The sequence below is a fragment of the Paenibacillus luteus genome (assembly GCF_006542765.1).
Lineage (GTDB): Bacteria > Bacillota > Bacilli > Paenibacillales > Paenibacillaceae > Pristimantibacillus > Pristimantibacillus luteus.
In genome coordinates, this window is sequence record NZ_SKCD01000097.1 from 121,530 (window position 1) to 146,086 (window position 24,557).

13 protein-coding genes are annotated in these 24,557 nt (G+C 45.4%); all 13 read right to left on the bottom strand.

Going from position 1 to position 24,557, the window contains the following annotated elements; genetic code table 11:
• Positions 1–149: 149 nt before the first annotated feature.
• Positions 150–4,541, bottom strand: coding sequence for an Ig-like domain-containing protein (locus tag E0496_RS34885; RefSeq protein ID WP_141506489.1), 4,392 nt, complete (start codon positions 4,539–4,541; stop codon positions 150–152).
• 188 nt (positions 4,542–4,729) lie between these two features.
• Positions 4,730–5,944: a methionine adenosyltransferase gene (metK, locus tag E0496_RS34890; protein WP_141506490.1), complete on the bottom strand. Its 1,215-nt coding sequence runs from the start codon at positions 5,942–5,944 to the stop codon at positions 4,730–4,732.
• Between the two features lie 159 nt (positions 5,945–6,103).
• Positions 6,104–6,382, bottom strand: coding sequence for an alpha/beta-type small acid-soluble spore protein (locus E0496_RS34895; protein ID WP_141506491.1), 279 nt, complete (start codon positions 6,380–6,382; stop codon positions 6,104–6,106).
• Between the two features lie 113 nt (positions 6,383–6,495).
• Positions 6,496–6,993, bottom strand: a complete 498-nt coding sequence (locus E0496_RS34900; RefSeq protein ID WP_141506492.1) for a hypothetical protein — start codon at positions 6,991–6,993, stop codon at positions 6,496–6,498.
• A 78-nt stretch (positions 6,994–7,071) separates the two neighbouring features.
• Positions 7,072–9,150, bottom strand: a complete 2,079-nt coding sequence (locus tag E0496_RS34905) for a hypothetical protein (RefSeq protein ID WP_141506493.1) — start codon at positions 9,148–9,150, stop codon at positions 7,072–7,074.
• 235 nt (positions 9,151–9,385) lie between these two features.
• Positions 9,386–11,920: an S-layer homology domain-containing protein gene (locus E0496_RS34910; RefSeq protein WP_141506494.1), complete on the bottom strand. Its 2,535-nt coding sequence runs from the start codon at positions 11,918–11,920 to the stop codon at positions 9,386–9,388.
• A gap of 523 nt (positions 11,921–12,443) precedes the next feature.
• The gene (locus E0496_RS34915) at positions 12,444–16,613 is read right to left on the bottom strand and encodes an S-layer homology domain-containing protein (RefSeq protein WP_141506495.1); all 4,170 of its coding nucleotides are present in this window, start codon (positions 16,611–16,613) and stop codon (positions 12,444–12,446) included.
• Positions 16,614–16,873: 260 nt separating this feature from the next.
• Entirely contained in the window at positions 16,874–18,016 is a 1,143-nt protein-coding gene (locus tag E0496_RS34920) for a glycosyltransferase family 4 protein (RefSeq protein ID WP_141506496.1), read from the bottom strand.
• Positions 18,017–18,119: 103 nt separating this feature from the next.
• Positions 18,120–18,824 (bottom strand): WecB/TagA/CpsF family glycosyltransferase, encoded by a 705-nt coding sequence (locus E0496_RS34925; RefSeq protein WP_141506587.1) that lies wholly within the window; start codon positions 18,822–18,824, stop codon positions 18,120–18,122.
• Between the two features lie 64 nt (positions 18,825–18,888).
• The gene (gene csaB / locus E0496_RS34930; RefSeq protein WP_141506497.1) at positions 18,889–20,067 is read right to left on the bottom strand and encodes a polysaccharide pyruvyl transferase CsaB; all 1,179 of its coding nucleotides are present in this window, start codon (positions 20,065–20,067) and stop codon (positions 18,889–18,891) included.
• Positions 20,028–22,175, bottom strand: coding sequence for a DUF5693 family protein (locus tag E0496_RS34935; RefSeq protein ID WP_141506498.1), 2,148 nt, complete (start codon positions 22,173–22,175; stop codon positions 20,028–20,030). Before E0496_RS34935 ends, csaB begins: the two co-directional genes overlap by 40 nt.
• A gap of 35 nt (positions 22,176–22,210) precedes the next feature.
• Complete coding sequence (locus tag E0496_RS34940; protein ID WP_141506499.1) at positions 22,211–23,938, bottom strand: phospho-sugar mutase; 1,728 nt, start codon at positions 23,936–23,938, stop codon at positions 22,211–22,213.
• Positions 23,939–23,971: 33 nt separating this feature from the next.
• Positions 23,972–24,403, bottom strand: coding sequence for a 3-hydroxyacyl-ACP dehydratase FabZ (fabZ, locus tag E0496_RS34945; protein ID WP_141506500.1), 432 nt, complete (start codon positions 24,401–24,403; stop codon positions 23,972–23,974).
• Between the last annotated feature and the right edge of the window lie 154 nt (positions 24,404–24,557).

Sequence of the window (24,557 nt, forward strand, 5' to 3'; positions counted from 1 at the left end):
AATAGTAGAAAAGTTCCGTCTGATAAAAGAGTGCTATCGTTTTTTTTGGCCTGATAGATATCCCCTATGTAAATCTCGTTATTTTTCTTCTAGAATTTAACAAGGGGCTCAACATGCCTGATTGCATGTTGAGCCCCTTGTTTCGTTCGTTATGGCGTTAAAAATTTAACCTTCTGCAGCAATCGCATCAGCATGACGGTTCCTTCTGCGCGAGTCGCATTTGTCTGCGGACTTAACGTAGTTGCCGTTTTCCCGCTGATCACTCCGATATATACCGATTTCGCAACATCTGTTTGAGCCCAAGAGCCCACCTTGCCACGATCGGTATATTTTTGAAGGTATGAAGCTGCCGATTGTGGAAGCTCAACGGTAAGCCCTGCAACCTTGGCAGCCCTAATCATCATTGCAGCCATCTCTTGCCGCGTAATTGGGTTATTCGGCTTAAAGGTGCCATCCGTATTGCCTGCGACGACTCCAGCCGCAGATGCAGCGCCTATATAGGCTCCCATCGCTGTATTTGTATTCACATCTTTGAACTTAGCCGCAGAAGCCTTGTCCGCGCTTAATCCGAGTCCTTTTGCAATATAAGTGGCAAACTCACCGCGCGTAATCGATTTATTCGGCTCAAATAAAGCTGCCGTCCGACCTTCCACGATAAATTTTCTCGACATTATATAAATCGAGCTTGCCGCCCAATGCTTGGAAAGGTCCGTAAAGCTTGAGGAATTGGATACAAGTGCGTATGCGCTATTGCCTTTGCGCTTGAACGTAACACTTGTCTTTCCCGCGCTAGTTGATAGTTCTGTTGGGACATAGGAAAGCCCGCCCGTTGCCGGATCAAACCATACGACTGCCGCTTTGCTGCTATCCACCGTCTGATACGTTTGCAGCGTTCGTGAAACGTAGCCGTTAAAGTCCGTTATTTCCTTCTGCACATTGCCGTTTACTGCCGTCACATCGAAGTGATAAGGTCCTGCTAGCAAACTGGTATTCGAGCTATTTATTTTTGAACTGATATTTCCAGTTATTGTAGATAAGCCTTGATCGATTCGAATGAGAAGCTGTCCGGTTGAACTGTTTCCGCCAAGCATTGAATTAATTTTCGTGAAATCTGCCGAGTTCAGTTGGAGCTCGTAGGTCACGTCGCCGTACTGGACAGCGAATACGGAATTGGCACTTAGGCGATAGGCCGTATCCAATGTGCTTATAGCAATGGCAACGATCGCTGCGCGTTCCGATGCCGGAACCTGGAAAGCCACACGCGGCAAGGTAAGACCCGCGGCACGGGCCGTCTGGAACGCTGTCAGCACTTTTTCGCTAGATACGGTATATCTGGTTGCTTGATTGCCAGCTGGCGAAATATCCGTCATCGTCGTTGCTGCCGATGTTTTCAGACCGACGCCGCCGCCTGCAGATGATTCATAGTCGCCTGACAATCCATCGATTAATGTGGTTTGATTCGCTGCGCTTATGTTCGTAAAGTTGTTGATCGTTGTACCGCTGTTCGTTCTGAGACCAGACGTGCTGGAATAATAAGTGACAGCCACAGACTCGCCAACAGCAAATGGTGATGCCATCGTTAATATGACGGTCGAGCCGCTCATATCTACTCGCGAGATCGTTTTAACGGAACTGTTCCCTGTAACCGTAAACTGATTCGTAGACGGCACATAGCCGCTGTTTAACGTTTCGGCAAAGGTTAAGGTCAACGTAGACCCTTTAGCAATGACACTATAAATCGTTCCGTTCAGCCCTCCGCTGCCTCCGCTCCCACCGCCGCCTGTGCTTGCGTTGTTAAAGGAAGGTGCTGCGTTGCCTGAGAGATCAGTAATGAGCGTCATAGAGGCCAAATAGGAAACGTACGTTATTTGGCCCGTCGTAACGGCAGAGCTCAAGGTTAACAATACCGAATCACCGGATATTCTCACCTGAAGCACCGAGCGCGCCATATTATCCACTAAAACGCTGAATTGGCTGACCGAAGGTACGCTTTGTGAATTTAGGATTTTATTGTATTTCAGTGTAACAATGTTGCTGCTCACACTGACCGACTGCAGCGCTGGCGTAGCCGTATCTGGCACGCTATATATACTGTAGTTGCTAAACCCGGCTAGATAATTACCTGCTGTATCCCTAACTGGATAAGAGCCAGGCGTATACGTCACATAAACATTTGAATAATTTTGAATGGATCCGTTAATTGTGAGCAGAATATTGCCTCCGTTGCTCGAAATCGATGTCGTGCTGTAATTGACACCTCCAACGCTCACAGAGAATTGCAAGTAGGCATAACTGTTCACCGTCATTAAATCCTTGTTGAAGGACAATGTAATTGCGCTGCCTGAAACGCTACCGCCTACGATGGTTGGTGCGGAAACGTCCTTGGCGCCTGCAACATCCTGATTGGCAATACTAATCGCTTGATTGCCTGAGGTATCCTGTATAAGGCCTGTAGCTGCTTTGGAGTATGACAGCTTCACCACTTGGCCTGCTACGATAGGACTTGCTAATGTCAGAATAACGGCCTCACCTTTAATTTGGACACCTGTCACTGCACGCGGAGCGCCATTGACCGTCACATAAAAGCTGCCCATAGACGGAACCGCATAAATATTCAAATCTTCGTTGTACGTCATCGTAATCGTCGAGCCGCTCCACTCTAGCTTGCTGACAACCGGCGCCGTTGTATCGGAACCAAACGTACGGAAAGTCCATTGATATTCATTCAAAATACCAGCGAATGTATTGCCCGCCAGATCAGTAACCGCACTCGCATCAATCGTGACATAGTAGCCCGTATTCGGTTCGAATGCTCGTGTAGGCGAGATGACTAACACATTATTATGAGTACCATCGACATAATAATTGGCCGGTATCGGCTGCAAATTATTGTCTCCAACAGGATAGAAGGTAATGGCACCTGTATCGCCCTTCTTGATGGTTTCGCTAAACACAGCAGTAAACGACTGAGTAAGTCCGACGGAAACTGCATTGTTCAAAGGATTCAGCACTGTAAGTGTTGGTCTCACCGTATCTTGAGATACCGTAAAGGACCACGCCGTCGTTGAGGAAATGCCCTCGTAATAATTTCCAGCTGCATCGCGCACAGCACGGTTGCCTATTGTAATATAGTATTTCGTATTATTGACAAAAGCTTTTTCAGCCTCACCATTGGTAGCTTTATTCGGATCAATCGTTAATTGATAGGTTCCGCCACCCGAGACGCGCTCCGAAGTGACCGGAATAGAGCGGAATATTGCACCGTTCGCAGCATCCCTAATCTCGATGACACCACTGCTTGGGAAGACAGGCTCGTTAAAAGTAATTTGCAGTAACGAGGTCAAGCTTGTTACGGATCCTCCTGACGCTGGCGATACTGCAGTCGCTGCAGGAGGAATCTTCTCATAGCCCGGGTCCGTGCTGAAATTCCAAATCGACGCGCCGGCGATTCCATGATACCATTGGCTGCCATTTGGATCAGGCTGCGTAAACGCACCTGCATCAATCAACACGTAATAACCCGTGTTCGCTTCCAAATAGGAGCTTGGTGTGATCTGAACCTGATTCTTGTTTATGACAACACGCGGTGATTGAGCGCTAAAACGTTCAAATGTTGTATTATTGCTAATTCGGCGTATTTCAATAAATTTATCAGGACGAGCCTGAACGTTCTGGTCAAATGTAATTCCGAGAGTCGAGTTGACCGGAACAGAAGTGGCATTGTCTGCTGGAGCAAACGGTGCAGCCACATTGACAGGGGCCGCATCGGTCGTAAAGCTCCAAGTTGTGCCTACATAAAGATTTCCGGCTGCATCCTGGAAGGCTGTTCCTGGAATTGTAACGGTATATAAGGTTTTTGGCTGAAGGGCAGCCGGCGGCTGAATGACGATTTGATTCGTACCACTGCCTCTTACCGCATTAGAGGTAACGGCAATACTTCTATTATCCTCTGTTGAACTAAGTTGAATGCTGCCGCTTGCAACATAAACCGTCTCGTCAAAGGTGATGACAATGGGGGATGTGACTGGAATTGAACCAGTAGTTGGTGATATGCCAGTGTGAGAAGGTCTTGTTACGTCTACTTCAGCAACGGTTCGAAAGTTCCAGCTGCTGGCACTGGTAATGCCGCTGTAGCCAGCGCCATTAGATACATTTAAGAAAGCGCCCGCATCTACCATTACATAATAATTCGTATTTAATGCAAAATTATTGACTGGGTCAATGGTTACGATTCGCTGCGTTGCATCAATCGAGATTCGGCTTGATGACATGGGAATCGTTTCAACCAGATTGCTTGTTCCGTAATCATAAATGGATACCGATGTTGAATTGGAGCCTTTAGTGACATTCTCATCAAAGGTCATTTTAAGATCCGCTGTGATAGAAACATTCGTTAAATCATCCGCTGGGCTTAAGCTCAGCACGACTGGACCGGCAGGCGCGGCTGCAACTTGCTGATGGCCCGAAGACCAGCCTGCCAGGCTTATTTGAAGCAACAGCATGACAGCGATAAGGGTAGATAGCTTGCTGGTTCGATTCATTTCAATTCACTCCTCAAAAAATTACACTCGTACCTTATTTGTCGGTTAGTTGACATGAAAAATTTAGGTTATTCCCCTTTTTTGTCTTGAACAGCAAACAAAAAAGCTGTAAACCAAGAAATACAGCTTCTTGGTTTACAGCTATTAAATGATTTTATAGGTTAGAATATCATGCCAACTGAAAAATATTAAACTCCGCTAATTACACCAGCGTCTGCTTTAAGTTTATCAGCTTTGTCAACGCGTTCCCAAGGAAGATCAACATCTGTACGCCCAAAATGACCATATGCAGCTGTTTGTCTGTATATCGGACGACGAAGATCTAGCATTTTGATAATGCCTGCAGGACGAAGGTCGAAGTTGCTTGTGATCAGATCAACAAGTTTGTCTTCGCCGATTCTGCCTGTACCGTAAGTATCCACGTTGATAGATACCGGTTGAGCAACACCAATCGCGTAAGCCAATTGGATTTCGCATTTGTCAGCAAGGCCTGCAGCAACAATGTTCTTAGCCACATAACGAGCCGCGTAAGCCGCTGAACGGTCAACCTTTGTAGGATCCTTGCCGGAGAAAGCGCCGCCGCCATGACGAGCATAGCCGCCGTACGTATCAACGATGATTTTACGGCCTGTAAGACCTGCATCGCCTTGTGGTCCGCCAATGACAAAACGGCCAGTTGGGTTAATGAAATACTTTGTATCTGTATCAAGCCATTCAACCGGAACAACCGGTTTGATAACATGCTCAAGAATGTCGTGTTGGATTTGCTCCAACGTAATTTCTTCTGCATGCTGCGTGGATACAACGATCGTATCTACACGTACTGGCTTGCCATCGGCATATTCAATCGTAACTTGCGTTTTACCATCTGGACGAAGGTAAGCAAGTGTCTCGTTCTTACGAACTTCAGACAAACGACGAGCGATGCGGTGTGAAAGCGCGATTGGAAGCGGCATAAGCTCAGGAGTTTCGTTCGTTGCAAAACCGAACATAAGACCTTGGTCACCTGCACCGATATCTTCGTTTTCTTGCTTCATGTCTTTGCCATCACGAGTCTCAAGCGCTGCGTTAACGCCTTGGGCGATATCAGCAGATTGCTCATTAAGCGATGTCAAAACTGCGCAAGTGCTGGAGTCGAAGCCGAATTTAGCACGTGTATAGCCGATTTCCTTGATTGTGCGGCGCGCGATAGCTGAAATATCAACATAATCTGCACGGCTGCTAATTTCACCAATTACCAAAACTAGACCTGTTGCGACAGAAACCTCACATGCGACACGCGCATAAGGGTCTGCTTCTAGGAATGCATCTAAGACAGCATCGGATATTTGATCACAGATCTTATCCGGATGGCCTTCAGTTACTGACTCTGATGTAAACAAGTGGCGTCCTTTAACCGACATCCGTATCAACCTCCTACAACCATAGTATGAATTAAGTGCGGACATTCTACACAAAAAATGAACCTTTTCCCGTAGGAAAAGGTTGTTTGACAACTCTTCTAAAACAGTATGATACCGAAAATGTCGCTTTGTGTCAATGGACGCCGGTATTTCCAGCAATTATTGGTAGTTTCCAAGCACCGATTGGGCCTGGGCAATGAGCCTTCTTGTTATTTCCCCACCTACCGAGCCTGCTTGTCTTGTAGAGAGCGCAGACCAATGTACGCATTGTCCGCCACCAGCGCCAGATGACTCCCCTAGCTCACCAGCAAACTCCGTATCCTCTCCAGTGCCTGTGTAGGCTCCTGAAGTCAAACCGAACTCTGCTGCGATTTCATACTTTAATGCATTTAGAGCAGCTTTGCTTGTTGGCACTACTACCTTATTCGAACGACTCATAATATGACACCTCCAAATGAATGTAAAGCACATTTCTATTGTGCATCGCAACATCCATTTTGAAGCGTATAATCTATTGTCATTACGGGTAAAATGTAGGTTGACCAACCAAATTATTGCAAGGTATAGCTTCCTTTAACGAGCACAGTGAGACCATTTTTTTGATTAGGATCCGGCAATATTCCACGGCCTTCTCTTGGAAACAAGAGCAGGTGATTCGTAGGAATTGCTTTTCCTTTTGTCAAATCAGTACCGCCTGTAAGATCTGCAATTCCGCTTGCATCCGAGCTATAAGCAATGGCCTTCCCAACCCGAACGATAACCTCGGTGCCTTGACCAGCCATCAATGTTTTTCCTGCTGGTACGGTAACAACTTCAAGTGTGGCATCTGCAACCGGCGTTGTAGGCGTTGTGCCGCCACCTGAGGAGCCGCCACCCAATTTTGCAAGCTGTTCGTCCACATAGCTTTTTGTTACAACTGGATCTTCTACAGAGCCTGGAGTCAGCGCATTCGATTCCGCCTCAAGTGGCGAAGCGAAGTTTACCCCAACCCAAATGCCAGCTCCAATTAGAACAACTGCAGCTATTCCGCGTAATGCCTTTTGTTTCACTACGTAGTCTCCTCTCAATCTAGCATCTCCTATAAAGATACTAGATTTAAGTAGGAGAAACCAGTATTTCTTCAATTATTAGTGTAAGCCGTCAAGCCAGTTCGTATTGATGTTCCAGCTAATTGGTTTGGAAGCAAGCAATTTTCTATTTCCGTTTAACGTTTCATAGATATTGAAGGTGTATTCATTCCAGAACGCAGTACCCGCCAATTCCTTCTTGATTTCAGTAAAGTTGCTACCTTCTTTCCACTTCAGAGCACCTTCAGCTTTACCGTCCATATCAATGACTTGAGTATAAATGACATGATTTGTTTTCTCGTGATGCAACTCGATTGTAATCGTTGATTGGCTGTATCCATCATAGGAAGCATCTTTGGTTACAGTTGCACCAAGATCCATATCCAATAGATTTCCATCGAGGAAAGCATTTAGATAGGTCATATCAAACGTATAAGGGCCAACGTTAATTTTTGCAAAGCTGTCCGTTGTTGTCGTTTCCACAGGCAAAGCAAGCTGCGCTGCTTTATAGAAGCCTTTAGGCGTGCCAGCCGCTGTCATAATGCCATTTGCATCATATGCTTGACCAATTAGCAGCTGCAGGGAAGACTTATCAACATTCAATGGGAGCTCGGCATAAACAATCAACTGCTCTTTATTTCCAGGTTTAATCGTATTTGTCGTCTTCACAAATTTCGCTTCATAGAAATTGCCGTCTGAAGATTTAAAATAACCTGCCCATACCGGCAATGTATTTCCACGATTTTGCTTGTTTGTTACATCAACATATACCGCATATTGTTCTGTAGTTTCACTTTTGTATGTTCTTACATTTGTTACTTTTCCAGAGATCTGTGATCCATTAGCATTTTGTGTGAATTCGGAATTCAGTTTAATGAACGGTGTAGCTGCAATGGTAGATTTCGTTAAAGTCGCAACCTCTGTTGTAGTTTCTCCGTCTTTTTCACTAAGCTTAATGTTAAACTGCTTCCACGTATAATCGTATGGTATTGATCCAACGTAATGCACGGTTGTGCTAGCACCAGGAGCAAGACCAATATCCGATTTGTTTTTAATCAACTGCGCATTAAGTTTAATGTTTTCATCAACAACCATCAAACCTGTTAGATCTGGTAATGGTAAGTACACTGACTCTTTATTTTTAATCGTTACTTCAGCAATAATGTTGTCTTCTGTTATCCATGGCAAACGATTAATCGATGTTAAATTCACTTCATACGTACCTGTATCATTAGTAAAAGCGGCTTGTGATGAAACAACCGTCGAGCCTACTTTAAACGGCGTATCAAAAATCGCTACTGGAAGCTCAACTTTACTTGTTTCTGCTCCGACGCTTTCCGTAATGATCAGCTTCCAACCAGTAGTTGTAACTGTAGCTGGAATACTTCCCGTTAAGCGAACCGCATTTAAAACGGTTGGTTCAAGCTGAAGCGTTTCATCTGATTTGTTCCTTAGTGCTAATTTATATAAGCCTTTGCTTGTTTGCATATAGTAATTGTATTGAGGAAGCGTAACGCCAAATTTACTCGTATTGCGCACCGCATAAGTCAAATTAAAATCATAATTTTTATCCTTTTTGGTGACGTTAATCTGATCAACTCTTACATTAGCAGTTGTATTATTAATCAAAACACTTTTATAGCCATTAGCAGCTATGTAATTAGAATAGCCTGCTGGGAAAGTATATTGTGCAACTGCTTTCTCATATCCAGCTACGCTGAAATCAAATTTGATAATTTTCACAATTAACTGATCAAGCGTAACCTTAGATCCTACTTCGCTATAAAAAGTAAGGTTAGTCGATGATTTTGGAGCGACTTTCTTTTTCTTGTCCTGATCCAGAAGTGTAAGTGTATACTTTGTTCCGCCTTTTGAAGTCATACGAGCCCAGTAATCAACTAAATTGATCTGAGAGCTGTCTCCATTGTAAAAAGTGAAAGTAAAGCTTGCAGTCGCACCTTTGGTACTCGGAATAAGATTAGCATCAATTAATTGAATATATGATGCTTTCGTTAAATATACTTTTTTGTTCACTGCCGGATTGTTAGCTGCGCTTGTCAGTGGAACTGCGCTTAGTAATACAAATAGTGCAATAAAGAGAATAAAGAACGTTTTTGTCTTCTTTAAACCATGTCGCATTTTCCTGTTCACTCCGTATCCTATGGGTTTAATTAATTAGACGGCAATTAGGTAGGATTAGTTTCGCTTAAATAAAAATAAATTAATTTAATCCTCCTTTTCAAGAAATAATGATTCTATTTATCTTGATTCTAACTATACCTACTTTTTGTGAACAACAGATGAACACCATTTAAACAAAAAAAGGGAAGCCACCTTTTCAGGTAAGCTTCCCTTTTTATTTAAAGATTAGTTATTAAGAGTTTTTCTTAACTACGATTACAGATGCTAGGTTGAACGAACCAATGTCAGTTCCTGCATCGTAAACTGTAACAGTCACGTCAACTGGTGTTGTTAGAGCAAGACCAGAAGCAGCACCACGAAGATCAGTGAACGAACCGATTGTCAGGTTGTCATTAGCATCAATAAGGTAAACGACAGAGCTAGTTGCGATCCAAGGAGTTGTAACATTACCTGCAACAGTGTTGAAAGTTCTATTACCCGAATCTACAGAAGCGATTGGCAATTGACCAGTAGTTGTAGCTACAGCAGTTGTAGTTTCAACTTTAACTGTTACGCCGTCAATGCTTACAACATTACGTGCAACAGCGTTGTTAAGTGCATTATAACCTGTTTCAGAGATGTTGTAAGGAGTAACTGTACCAGAAACGTTCAGGTATACTGTGTACGTTTTAGCACCAGTTGGTGTAGTGTTGATTGCTTTCGAATCAAACAAACCGAATACTTTAGTTGTTGTCGAAGATGCAGAGTTAGTCAACACGATAACGCTAGCATTGATTTTGTTCTCGCTGCCGATTACTACGTGATCGCCAACTTTAATTTTGTCCAATGTAGTAGAAGCTACTACTTTACTGCTTAGCAAGCCAGTAGCATCAACTGCAACAGTGTTGCTGTTGATTAGGTAAGTTGCGCCACCTACTGTGATGCTTGTAGCAGATACTGCAGTTACGTTTGTAGCAGATGCAGCATTCGTATCTTTGTTAACAGCGTTAATTGCGCCATCTTTAAGAGTGAATTTAACTACATCGTTTTGCGCAAGACCAGCCAAGCCAGTAACAGCATCAGTTCCTGATTCTTTCAGGTGAACTGTTACGTTTTTAGCATCTTTCACAGAGTAGTAAACTACTTTAGTGTAAATTGCTGCAGTAATACCACCATCAAGAATGATTTGTTGATGTTGAACTGGAGCTTCAGTCAATACACCATAAGCGCTTGCTGTAGCAGCATTAGGAGCTGTTGCGTATGCAATTGAACCTTCATTGTTCAGGTAAACAGTGTAGTCAGTGCTGAAGCTTAGGTTAGCTTTAGGGCTAGATGCATCTTTGTACTCAGTACCAGCAATTGTGTAGTAGTCAGTAGTTCCTACAGCACGTTTACTTGCTACTGTTCCCGTTACTGCTTTACGAGTCACTTCAAGCACAGCAGCGTCATTGCCGCTAAGTACATAACGAGCAACGTCAAATTCTTTCAAATCAGTTGCTACTGCTGCTGCACCGTTGATAGTGATTTTAGTTCCAGCTAAAATATTAACCGAAACTCCAGATTTAAACTCAAGTGATGCTACGCGGTATGGATTTGCTGGCTCGTAAGCTGCAACTACAGCGTTGTTTTCCCATGATGTTACGTTCACGAAACGAACTTTACCAGCAGCGTCAAGGATGATGCTTGCAGATGCGTCAGTTGCAAGAGCGTAAGGAACATTTTGTTTAACAAAGTTGTTGTATACAGTTACATCGTTAGCAACTGAATAAGTGTTTTTCGAAGTACCAACAGTCAATTTAACAGTATCTACAGCGTTCGAGTAAACCGAACCGCCAACTGTTACTTTGCCTTCAACGATTTTGGAGCTATCTTGGTTATCAGTAATAGCGATAACTTTAGTTTTAGCTTTGTTCCAAAGAAGAGTTACATTGTGACCAAGAAGGTCAACAAGTGATTTACCACCAGTAACGATAAAGTTATCATCAACTGTTACTGATTTATCAGACAACGTCAACAATTTGTTTGAAACTGTTGGGTTAACCAATACGCCAGAAGTAGTATCACCAATTTTGTTGATTAGTTTTTTATCAGTGCTAACAACTAGGTTGCCATCAGCATTGTAAGAAACTGTGAATTGGTTAAGAGTGTTCGAGCTCAATTGAGCAACGTCGCCGCGAGTAGCGTTTTTGCCAGCAACAACAGTTACGTTACCAACAATGTTTGTTTCGTCGCTTTGTGCAGCGATTAAGTAGTTATAAGGCCAAGCGCCAGTCAGTTTGTTTTCTTGGTAGCCAAGAGCACGAACCAATACTGCGATAACTTCTTCGTTCTTAACATTGTCGCTAGGACGGAATTTACCGTTGTAGCCTTGGATGTAGCCTTTTGCTTGAGCAGCATTGATGTAGCCAGTGTACCACTCGTTTGATTTAACATCTGTGAAAGCGGATTTTACAGTTTGCAACGTAATTGCAGCTGCACCGTTTCCAGAAGCGATAACGATGATTTTCGCAAGTTCAGCGCGAGTGATTTCGTTATCTGGTTTGAAAGTACCATCTTCATAACCACCGATGATTCCAAGAGCAGTAAGCTCCTCTACAGCGGATTGAATTGGTTTGCCCACTACATCAGTTGGTGTTGCTGCGAAAGCTGTTAGAGATGTTGGAAGTACTAGCGCTGCGGCTAATACAAATGCTGCTATTTTTTTCTTCATAACCTTTATTTCTCCTCCTCTAAATACGTGCGGTTGTTGAGAGTTTTGTTTAAATAGTGAATTGCTCTTTTCCCTCATAGTCGTTTCACCCCCTTTCCAGAGTTGAGCATAGATTTGATATAAATAATGTCTACAATCATGATAAACCCATTTGTAAGATCATGTCGTAGAAACTTGTAAAAATGAGTAGAAAAATGCTAGAGTCGCTGCACCACTATAACATTATACAATGGGCTGGTCGTACCGTAAAGAGGAAGTTGAGAATTCATTCCAATTTCTTTCCAGCAAGTGTAGGTCCAGCGTATCAATGCAGGGCGTTTGTAACCACGCTATGTATTTAAACGCACGTTACACTGAAAAGTTGCGATGTTTCGAAAAAAACTTTAAAAGTTTTTTTCATTGTCGGTCAATGACACCGACTCATCTCACGCGCGCTTGTACCTTTGATACTTTGTTAGTATAGCTTGTTTTAATAGAAAGCGTCGATGCAAAACATTTTCCATGGATAATGTTTCACACGGACAAAATATCCAAGCTTTATGCGAAAAAACCTGGCCGCCTAAAAATCTAAACGACCAGATTTTTCTATTGTGAAAGATATTTAACCGATGCTTGGGAGCTTCTTCAGATCTGCCAGGATACGAGCTACGATAATTGCAGCATCAGAACGAAGCAGGTTTGATCTTGGCTCGAATACCGAGCCTGCTTTCGGATTGCTTGGATCAACAAGAGATCCTAGAATGTATTTTTTCTTAGCAATCGCTAGAACGGAACTCTTTGCATAGTAATTGACATTAACGCCATCCTTAAACGTCTTCTCAAGATCCTTGTCAATTTTTGCGGTATCAGTAGCCAGCTTCATATCAAGTGCTCTTGCAATGATAACCGAAGCCTCTTCACGAGTTAGACTAGCACTAGGCTGGAAGGTACGCGGGCCAGTGCCCCGAATGATGCCTTCTCTTGCAGCTGTCTCAACATATCGGTAATCCCACAATGCATCTGGATTAATAATTGCAGGCACATCATCGAAATGCGGTTTGCTTAGCTCGTAGTTAAGCGGAATATCAAGTGCCTTAACCATCATACGCGCAAATTCACCGCGTGAAATGTAGATATTGGATCCAAAATCATCAAAGCCCGCAGCATTCATGATGCCTTTGGCAAAAATCGCTTCCAGATAATTTCTCGCATAAGGGTGCGACGTCATATCGGTATAGGAATAAACCATCTTACCGACCACATAATAACCAAACTTGCTGAATGGTACAGTGATCGTATTTTTTTTCACATCGACGACACCGCCGATATTCTCCCAGTATTTCGCTTTTACATCATAACGGTATACCGTAATAATAGTTCCCACGCTGTCTTTCATGTTAGGGTCGAATGAAAGCGTCAAGGTTCCTACTTTGGAAGTAACTAATTCACGATTATCTGGGCGCTCATCGTATGTTGGTATTTTAGTGCCGCCCGTTCCGGTTGCATTAGGGAACTGGTAAGGGTCAACACCCCTTGTTAATGGATCATAAGGAGTCGTTGCCGGATCATCGGCAAGACCTGCGTCAATCCAGTAAACCGGGCTTGCTTTCGTAAAGCGCGTTGGGTATGACAATCTGAACCTTGTACCGAAGCTCTCCAATATAATGTTGAAGTTCGGCGGCAGCGCTTCAAGCTCCCGACGGTCAACGACTCCATCTTCCGAGTTGGCAATGGCAAATAATAAATTATGCCCTGTAAACACTTGGTTCTTCAACGCTGCAGGAACATTAAAGTCTGTACGAATCAACGTCGTTCCTTTTTCAAATTTCAAGTTGACTGCGCCCTCGAATACTTTATGGCTGCTAGCCATCGTCTCTAGATACTGCGCGCCTGGAATATTGGTTGGTGCATAAGTGATCTCGATGCTGCTTTGAACCTTATCGTTGGCACTTGAAATGACAAAATCGATTTTGTTTTTGCCAACCTTCAGCTTGTCTACAAATACGCGATAAGAGTTTTTGTATAATTGCTCAACGGTTTGAGAGTTATTATCGGAATCGAAATCAATTTTTTCAGCATTTTGTTTATTGATAATTACGGATGTTGCACCTGGTGCATCAATGATAACTTCAACATAGTTTTGGTTAACGATGCTTTTGTTAGGCAAAATCGGACGAAGAATCGTATACGGAAGCGACGTCGGATCGACCTCTAAACGGTAAGAAGCTTTTGGTCCTGTTTCGCCGTTATTGTATACCGTAAACGTATATACGCTCGAGCTGCCATCCGCATTAAGCGCTTGTCCACTCAAAATGAAAGAAAAAGTTTTCGTTTTGTAGTCATATCTGACAGCAAGACCAGCAACGTCATTATTTGCCGTGTTGTTTACTGTTCCGATTACGGTAGGCCCGTCCATAATAATGAGTTGCTTATTCAGGTCCCATCGAATAGGAGTCGTAAATGCACTGCTTTCGATTTTCAAAATGTATTTATCTGGTGTTGTAAGTTTAAATTGTGCCGTATCTTTCATCTGATTGATTTTAGTTTGAATATTATTAACAATATCTGCGTTTGTCTGACCTGCAGCAATAAAATCGATGAAGTCAAACGTTCCAAATACATTCATATTTGCTTCATTAGTCGTGTAAATCCCGCCACGATTAACAAAGTTCGGATCGTTTGGAAGCGGTTCTGTATATTTGATTCCATAAGGATATATAGTTGTTCCTTCTACAGGAATAACCGGTAGATTTGTTGGAATCATATATACCTTAATTTTTTTCTCATAGGAGTTTTTACTTCCCTGGAATACAAATTTAATTTCATTTTCGCCACTGAACAAAGCATCAAACGCTTTTTCTCGTTCATTCACATCGGTTGTAATCGCCGTATCATCAAGTATTTTAAAACTTGTTGCTGATCCATTCTGCTGAAGCTTGATAGGAGTGTTATTTACATAGAAGAAAACCGTTTGTGCTGCATTCGTTGCACTGTCAAAATCATAACGGATTTCTGAAGTATTATTTATGTTATTGATAATACCTTTAAAATCACTCAGGGTCGTAGTGATCGCTTCAGTGACTCGATCGCCTTTCACTTTATTCGTATCGTCGTAAACCGTCATGTTATCAAATGCGCTTGTATAGCTCACGTATGGACCAAAAAGCATCGTGAATTTTACTTGCTTCGTAACACCATTCGTACCACCTACATTAAGAGTGACCGTTTGCGTGCCTTCAAAAGGAAGCTTTTTGAAAATAAGAATTTCACGTTTATAGATTTTACCGTTCACATTAACGAATTTGTTTACTAAACTAGACGACACGTTTTCAATATTGCCTCCGGATGCCGCATAGCTAAATCCTGTTGCAGAAGCATTAGACACATTTTTGATATCCGTTACCGTCACTAAATCAGCGGTATTTGTTAGAACAGGATTGCCTACAAGCACTTCCATCGCAAACGGAACACTATAAAGATTCGCCCCTTCAAGAGGTGTTCCCGTCAAAGCCTCACCGTTTCCTGAGCGATAACCGCTCAAATAGCTAATCGTATCGATAAAACGAGCACTAGCATTTTGAAGCGAGAAGCCCATAAGGCCTGTTCCTTCGTCATCAGGCTGACCAAGCGCTGCCTTCCTCGCATTCTTGGCTGTAAATTGAATATTGTATGATTTATCAAAATCTAGCGTATACGCCGTACCAATAGGTGCAGTAAATTCATAAATAAAGAAAGCTTCGTTGCCCGTATAAGTGCCCACTGGGGTAGCGACTTGTGAAATCGGCGTCGCTGGTTGCGTTACACCGCCACCCGTGATTGTGTATTTAACAGGAATGTTTTGAGTAGGATTTGGATGTGGATCTAATATACCATCCGCATTATCGTCCTTTAAGAAGTTTGGCACAATAATTTTACCTTTAACTTGTGTCGAGTTCGTATTCGTTACAAGTAGGTTAGGATTGTACTCAAGCGGCTCGGATGAGTTAATTGCAGTTCCTGTGCCGTTGATTCCATTCAAATTCACATCATAAAACGTGACTTCGCCATTATAAAAAGCAACCTCGCGTGTCGTTTCTACGGTTTGGTTGGCATTTTGAACCTTAATCGTCACAAGGTTTTTACCCTTTTGCAGCGTAATTGGAGATGCAGCAAACTGGTAGCTATTTGAGCTATTTACCGAATAGGTTTTACTGCTGCCATTGACAACAACCGTTACTTGCTGCGCATTAGGCGCGAAGCCTGTAAGGCTGATATCTGCCGATTGGCGGCCAGCAGATGCTGTGGAGTGAACGACTGTCGTGCCGGCTTCTTCGATGTTGAACTTATTGCCGTCGAGCTGCGCAACGAGGTCATAGAAAACCGGACCGTTGTGATATTCAATATAAATAGAGTTGGTTACTTCCCCTCCGCCTTGAATACCTCTGAAGGTGATGCGGTTTAAGCCAGGAAATAACTCTACGTTATACACTTGAATATTGAAGCCGTTGATATAAATGTTGCTTGTAATATTTTCGCGTTTGGAGCCTAGTTGATCGTCTGCGGGGTCATCATTGCCTTTGTTGTTAATAACCTGAACAACGCTGTAAGAAACCGATGACGGGTCTACCCCTGTAATCGATCCGGTCAGCGTTAAGCTTGGGTCTGTTGTAACTCTCGCTTGCGTAGATAAATCCTTCTCGGTCGGAAAGCTGAAGCTGCCTGTTGCGGCTGTTGCCACTTGCGATGAACCGAACGGCGGCAGCAAAGTAATTAACAATGCCAGCGTTAGGGCTAATGAAAGAATTCTTTTCAAAACAGTGTTCCTCCTTTATGTATATAACAAGCATTAGTATTTAAATAGTAAGTGGACTGACGACTATACGGCCTATCTCCGAATAAACCTTCCTCCCTTTTCCTCTTTGGTCAGCTTTCGTTGCTTTGCAGTTAGACTCGCTGACTGCAGAAAAGTTCTGTATTGTTGTTATCGGTTTCGAACTCCCATTTTTTTAGTTATTTCAGCACTTTCGCGCAAAAAAAGAGCCCTGGCCGCCAGATCGGAGCCAGAGCACTTACTTATTTCGAACGGGATTCCGCATCCACCTTGAGGCGGTGCCTCATGCGATTCAGAAAATTGATAAGCGGTCTACGCGTTTTGTCCACGATACCGGTAACCTCAGCACCGATTTGCAGGAAAAACATCAGCATGCAGATTACGGCAAAGGTAATCCAGTTGGCAGCGCTCGACTGTACGACTGCCGATTGCACAATAGCCAAACCGCCGAAGATAGCCGCTACCCCCCAAATAATGAGGACCGTACGGCGATGGCTGAAACCAAGATCGCGCAGCCTGTGATGCAAATGGCCTTTATCCGGTGCGAAAATCGGCTTCTTGTTTACCCAGCGGCGCACGATGGCGAAGAAGGTATCCGAGAGTGGAACTCCGATAATAAGCAAAGGCGTTACGAATGAGACGATCGTTACCTGCTTAAAGCCTAGCATGGATAGCGTTGCCAAGCTGAAGCCGAGAAACAGCGAACCTGAGTCGCCCATGAAAATTTTGGCCGGATGGAAGTTGAACACCAGAAACCCTACAATCCCGCCCAGAAGCAACGTGCTAAGCAGAATGACCGGTTGGAAGCCCATGAGCGACGCCATCACAACAATGGTTGCGATTGCGATGCCGGAGACACCCGCCGCCAGCCCGTCCAAGCCGTCAATCAAATTAATGGCATTGGTTACGCCAACGATCCACAAAATCGTAAGCGGAATGCTGATCCAGCCGGCAATCGGCTGCATTGTTTCGCCAAACGGGATGTTAAGCAAATCAATCTTTACGTCAAATCCGAATACAACAACACATGCTGCTGCTACTTGACCCAGAAGCTTTACTTTGGCCGACAGCTCGAAGCGATCGTCAAAGGCTCCTAAGATAATAATCATCGTACCGCCCACAAGAAGAGCGTTGATCATATTTGAATCCTGAGGACGAAGCAAGCCGTCCGGTATAAATGGCGACAAAATAAAGAACGCGCCAACAAATGCAATATAAATAGCTAGACCGCCCAGACGCGGCATAATCCGCGTATGTACTTTGCGGTGGTTTGGTTTGTCTATTGCGCCAACCTTGAAAGCAAATTTCTTAACTAGCGGCGTCATCGCAATGGCAAGAACAAGTGCGATAATGAACCCAATCGTATACAGCAAGCCAACCGGCATCTGTGCAGCTCCCCTTTTCTTTCTACCGAAGAGAATTATACTCCGATTGAAAAAGAAATACCAACTCCGTTTTCATCCAATTTTCATGGTTTTAACGAGATTTTCACGGCGTAGGCCTAGGTTTTGTTACGTTTTCTTTGTCGCGAAGCACTTTCACTACGAATTTCGGCAAAACGAGCATTCTTTTGTATCTTTTTGGCTCTTGGAGCAGGCGATAAAACCATTCCAGACGAAGTTTTTGGAACATCATCGGCGCACGCTTCAGCTTGCCTGACACGACATCGAAGCTGCCGCCGACGCCCATAATCAGCGGTACGCCAAGCCTTTGCTTGTATTTAACAATCCAAGGCTCTTGCGTATCTGCCCCACGGGCGACAAACAATAAATCAGGCGCGGCCTCACGAATGGTTTCTACGACTTCCTCATCTTGCTCAGCGCCAAAAAATCCATTGCGATAGCCAACAATTTTCACCTGAGGGTACTGCAGCTGCAGTTTTTCGGCTGCGGCTTCAATAATCTCCTGCGAGGTGCCAAGCAAGTAAGCTTTCCATTTGCGCGATTCTCCTTGCTGGAGAAGGCGGTGCAGCAAATCAAAGCCCGTCACCCGTTCTGCAACTGGCGTTCCTACATGCTTCGCAGCCCATACTACACCTGCGCCATCGGGTACGATAAGGTCTGCTTTGCGGATCATTGTACTATACTTCACATCCTCAACCGCAGACATAATCATGATCGGATTTGCCGTGATGACATGTGTAATTCGTTTCGCTTCAATAGCAGAAGTTAAATAATCGACCGTCTCATCCATGCTCGCTTTGGAGAACGGTATGCCATAAATCGGCACTGTCGGTAGTTGTTTCGACAAGAGGGAATCACCTCGATAAAGTATGACGCAATAAATGAATGATTTGTTGCGCCGGTTTTTGCGATTGTTGTTTTAATAGGTCGATCGCAGGCTTATGCTTCGCTTGCCAGCCTACCTTGTCTTCCAGCAGTGCGATTCCCGCTTCTGCAAAAGCTTCTGCATCGAGCTGCTCCGTCGTGCCAATCGCCTTTAGTCCAAGTCGATTCAGAAACTGATCGATCTTCGGGTCGTACGAGAGGCCAAGCATGGGAACCATTTGGCCTGCGGCATATATCAGTGCATGGAGGCGCATGCCGAGCAAAGCGTCGCACCGGCTGACCTCCAGCAGCATTTGCTGGGGGTCGTCGCCGGGCGCGGCCAGCTCGGCGGTGGAGCCGTCGCCGAGCCGGCCGCGCAGCCGTTCCATCACTTCCTCCGACGTTACCGTGTCGGAGGGGGTGTGGAACGGCAGGAAGCGCAGCCGCATAGGCTTGCGCTTCGACAGCGCGACCAGCGCTTCGGCGGCGCGAGCGAGGTCGGCGCCATCGCCGCGCCAGCGGCGCAGCGATACGCCGACCAGCGGCGGTGCCTGCGCGATTAGCGTGCCTGCGGCTTGTCCCGCAGGCGCCGCGCCAAGCACCGCTTCCTGCGAGCCCGCCGGAAGCGGCAAGCCCATGACCGGATCGGGCACAACATCGATCCGTTCCGCCGGAACACCGATGCGTCCTAGCAAAGCAGCGGACTCCGCATCACGAACGGATACATAAGCGCTGCGATTCATCACGCCTTTAATAAGCGGATCCATCCAACGGCGGTTGACCGGGCCGATTCCCTGCGAATAAGCAAACGTTGGTTTGCCAAGCAGCTGCGCCAGCTTCATCACGCCCGTATAATACGGGATCGTCTTGGCACTAGTCGCATCCTGCAGCAGGCTTCCACCACCGCTGATCAACCCATCGCTGCTCCGCAGCACCCGCCATAAGTCTCCCGGATGCATACGCCGAACCGATTCAACGCCATACATCCGGCTTGTCCAAGCAGGATCAGCCGACAAGACGATCGGTTCGATCCGGACGCCTTGTGCCTCACCTTCTTCTCCAAGAGCAAGCAAAATCGAACGCAGCACAGCTTCGTCACCGCTATTGCTGAAGCCGTAATAACCTGAAATTACGATTCGGTAAACTTGCGAACGATTGCCGGTGCCCATTTACGTAATGCTCCTTCCACTAGCTGCCAAGCCACGATTAAGATACAGCCGATAATTAAACCCGTACCTAGGCCGAGCAGAACACGAATGGTGGAAATGTACAGCGGCGTATGAAGATGCGCGAAGGTATCCACCATGGAAAGCTGACCAATCGAGCCTACAATCACAAGCAGCCATGCTGCGCGGTAACGCAGCGACAGGAACAATCCGAGCAGAAGAAGCGGATGCGCCAGCAAAAACTCCTTAAAGCGAGGACGAACGCCAAAGTTCGATTCCAAGAAATGACGAATCACAAGTTCAAGAGATGTCACTTGACCGCCGTTGCCTGTGCGAGACAAATAATAATAGCCGATGATGCCAATCACTCCGGCCAAAATAATCCAGGTCAGCGTAATTGGCTTGGACAACAGCGGTTTAAGCTTACCGATCGACAACTGTCCGTTATAAAGCAGAACATAAACGGCCACGAGCGCGATTGGAGCCAAATGCAGGAGACTTACCCCGCGGAACTGCTCCAATACCAAGTTGTACGTAATGTTGCTCAGCAATCCGAATACAATCGGCACAGCCATAAGCGAAATCAGCGTTGCCACGATAAACCAATTCAATGCCAGTCCAAAACGACGTCCCGTGGATAAAGCAGGGAACACCCATTTCATCCGGCTCGTATTTTCATAAACAGCGCCAGGCTGCGGAGCAGCTTGTCCTAGCTTGCTTCGGCCGATAGACCAGCTCGCGCCGCCTACAACTCGGCGATCGCCAACGGTACGGGAATAAATGCGGTTCATGACCCATACCAATCCTAGAGTAGGAGCTGCTATCGCTGCCCCAAGAGCAAGCCCTTGCTCCATAACCGAGCTATTAAGCTTGTACAACGCTGCGCTGCCTAAAAGTCCGATCGCAAAGACAGGGATATACACTCCAGGAATGAAAGCTCCAATCAATAATGCGATCAAAGCAACAGCTGCCACAGCTACGACAGCACGAACAGGTTTGCTCCATGAGGGTGGATCATAGTCAAATGCTTTCGGCGTTCCCGGAGTGAAACCTGCGTCCGCAAGTTTGGCAACGATACCTTGCTTGCCGCTCATCGCTTCGCTCAGCCTATCCAAGGAGTTAACGATTTTTGCTTTATCGGTGTTGGAAACCACCGTTCCATTAATAAAGAACATCCGGATATTCCGATCCTTGGCCGCTAGTAGAAAACGATCAGCAATCGCCTCAGGCTCCATCGTCATGCCGTCGTTCTCAGACAAGGAATATAGTCTGACTACATTATAGTTTGTAATATATGCTAATTTATTTATGCCTTGTTGAGGTTTTTTCAAATTTTCAATGGCTGCGACGCCCATATCGTATTTTTTCAACAATTCCCCGAATTTATCAAGGCTTTTATCCGTCGCTTGATCCGAGGCACCTTTTACTTTATCGCCGTCAAACAATACCCGGTTGACGCCGTAGCCATTTAATTTAGCAAGCAGCGCTTCTGTCGCTGCTTCATCATAAGGCTTGATACGGTCCGACAAACGCGGCAGGATGCCAAAACCAGCATCATGTATGGTTTCGAGGGACATCGGATCAAAATCCAGCGTTTTCATAATCGCTTCGGCAATCGGAATCTCTACGACAATGCCATTGCGACCACCGTACGACCAATTGCTATAGGCAGCGTCAGAACGATCAAACGCTTCCCTTACGATCGGGCCGATTTTTTCTTCTTCTTCCGGCCCATTAAACAAGATATAAGTAAAGTTTTGGCCTAGCGGCTCAAACTTCCCTTGCAGCAGCGCTGCGTCTCTAGAGCTGTAATACGTCAGTCTGCCTGAAATCTGCAGCTCTTTCAGCGAGCTCTCGTAGACCGCCATCGTCGCAATGCCAGCTTCCTTCAGCATAGCCAGCTTTTCCGCGAGAAAAATCTGAGGCCTTGGCTGTTTCTCCGCCACCTCAATGATATCCCGGTAATCAAATACATACTCGATTTGCTTCGATGATTTTTCCATATCCATACGAACCGCGCCAAGCGGCAAAGCTGCCGCTACACCGATCAGTGCAATTACCCATAATACAAATCTTGCGCGCCGATTCCATTGCTGCCAACGTAAAAACACGTAATTCCTCCGTTCTAAACAGGTTGATTATCGTTCTATTCGCTCCGGTCTACCCGTTCCATAACGGCAGCTTTCAGCGTTTCCAGCGCAGCAGCAGCGGCATCCTTCGACTCGCTTTTGACCGCAAAATAAACCTTGATCTTCGGCTCGGTGCCCGAAGGCCGCAAGCAGAACCAAGATCCGTCCGCTCGTAAGTATTTCAATACATTCTCAGGGCGCAGACCGTCTTGCCCTTTGCCGTAATCGATCACTTGCTCAACCTTTACACCGCCAATTTCAGCCGGCGGATTTTGACGCCAATCGTCCATGATCGCGCCGATTTTTTGCACGCCGTCAAAGCCTTTGAGCGTACGGGATTCCAGCCCCTCCAAATAGAAGCCAAATTGAGCATAAAGCTCCAAAAGCACATCATAAAGCGTTTTTCCTTGGCTGCTGTAATACGCCGCTGCTTCTGCAATCAATAAAGCCGCAACGATAGCGTCTTTGTCCCGCGCATAAGTACCCGTCAAATAACCGTAGCTTTCTTCATATCCGAACAGGAAAGTACGCTCGCCCGTCTGTTCATAGCGAGTCATTTTTTCCCCAATATATTTAAAACCCGTCAGCGTGTTTTCAACATCAACGCCATAAGAGCGCGCAATATCCGCTCCCAGCTCACTAGTTACAATCGTTTTGACAACCACGCCATTATCTGGCAGTTGACCGCGTTCTTTCAATTGACTAAGCACATAATGAACCATCAAGGCGCCAGACTGATTGCCGGTAAGCACAACATATTCGCCTTCATTATTTTTCACTACCGCACCCATACGGTCCGCATCCGGGTCCGTACCGATGATAATATCAGCGTTCACTTGCTGTGCCAGATTAATGGCTAGCGTGAATGCTTCACGCTCTTCCGGGTTAGGCGATTTCACCGTGCTGAAATAACCGTCAGGCTGCTCCTGCTCCGGTACGATATGCACATTAGAGAAGCCTACCTTCTTCAGCACCTCTCGAACGGGCATATTGCCTGTCCCATGAAGCGGCGTAAACACGACACTGAACTTCTCGCCAATCCCGCCTTGAATAAGGTCGGCATTCAAGCTCTGAGCGACTACCGTATCAATGAACTGCTGATCAGCCTCTTCGCCCAGCCAACGCAGCAAGCCTTGGGCTTCCGCTTCCTCGCGAGTGATTCTTTTCACTTCATCAAAGCCGGAAATTTCACCGATTGCCGTGATGACTTGCTCCGCCTCTTCAGGAATAAGCTGGCAGCCATCCGCACCGTAAGCTTTATAGCCGTTATATTCTGGAGGATTGTGGCTTGCCGTAATCACGATGCCGCTTGACGCTTTAAGCTCACGTACCGCGTAAGAAAGCTGTGGCGTGGGGCGAAGCGCGCTAAACAAGTAAGCGGTAATGCCGTTCCCAGCAAGCACTAAGGCAGCATCAAGCGCAAACTCAGGCGAATAGTTGCGTGAATCATGTGCAATCACGACAGAAGAGCCTGTTCCGTCTTCTTTTGTTCCCGCAAGCAGCCAGTTTGCTAGCCCCTGTGTAGCTTTACCTACCGTATATGCATTCAAACGGTTCGTACCCGCGCCCATGACGCCGCGCAAGCCGCCCGTTCCAAATTCAAGGTCACGATAAAAACGGTCCGTAATTTCTTTTTCCTGTCCCTCAAGACCGCGAAGTTCTTCTTTCGTCGCAGCATCGATGAGCGGATCATTCAGCCAAGCTTCATATTTAGCAATAACCGTATCATTAGTTGGGTTCGTCATAAGTAGCAGCCTCTTTCATTCATGAATTTTAAATTATGAAGGATTAGTTAAAGCAAACATAAGCTCGCCTTCGGCAACGATTTGATCGCCAACCCTTGCTGTGCCTTGCCCTTTGCCAATAGAACCTTTAAGCCTTGTAATTTGAACTTCCAGCGTCAAGGTATCGCCCGGTTTAACTTGGCCGCGGAAACGGAAGCCGTCGATGCCTGCAAAAAAACCCAACTTGCCTTTATTAGCTTCGATCATCAGCATAGCCACAGTACCTACCTGCGCAAGTGCTTCTACAATAAGCACCCCTGGCATGACCGGGTAACCTGGAAAGTGGCCTACAAAATAAGGTTCGTTCATCGTAACATTTTTGAGACCGACCGCGCGTACGCCTGGTTCAACCTCCAAAATACGATCGATTAACAGGAAAGGCGGGCGGTGCGGAATGATTTCTTGAATTTGATTGATATCCAACATGTCAAATAAACCCCTTTCAAATGTGATGTAGTATAAAAAAAGCCTAAATGTACGACACTATACATATCCCTCATAAAACTGCAGTTTATGAAGGTTAAGATAAGGGGCTTGGCTGCTTGGACCAGAAGTGTCCTGTGCCAAGCCTCTTTGTTCA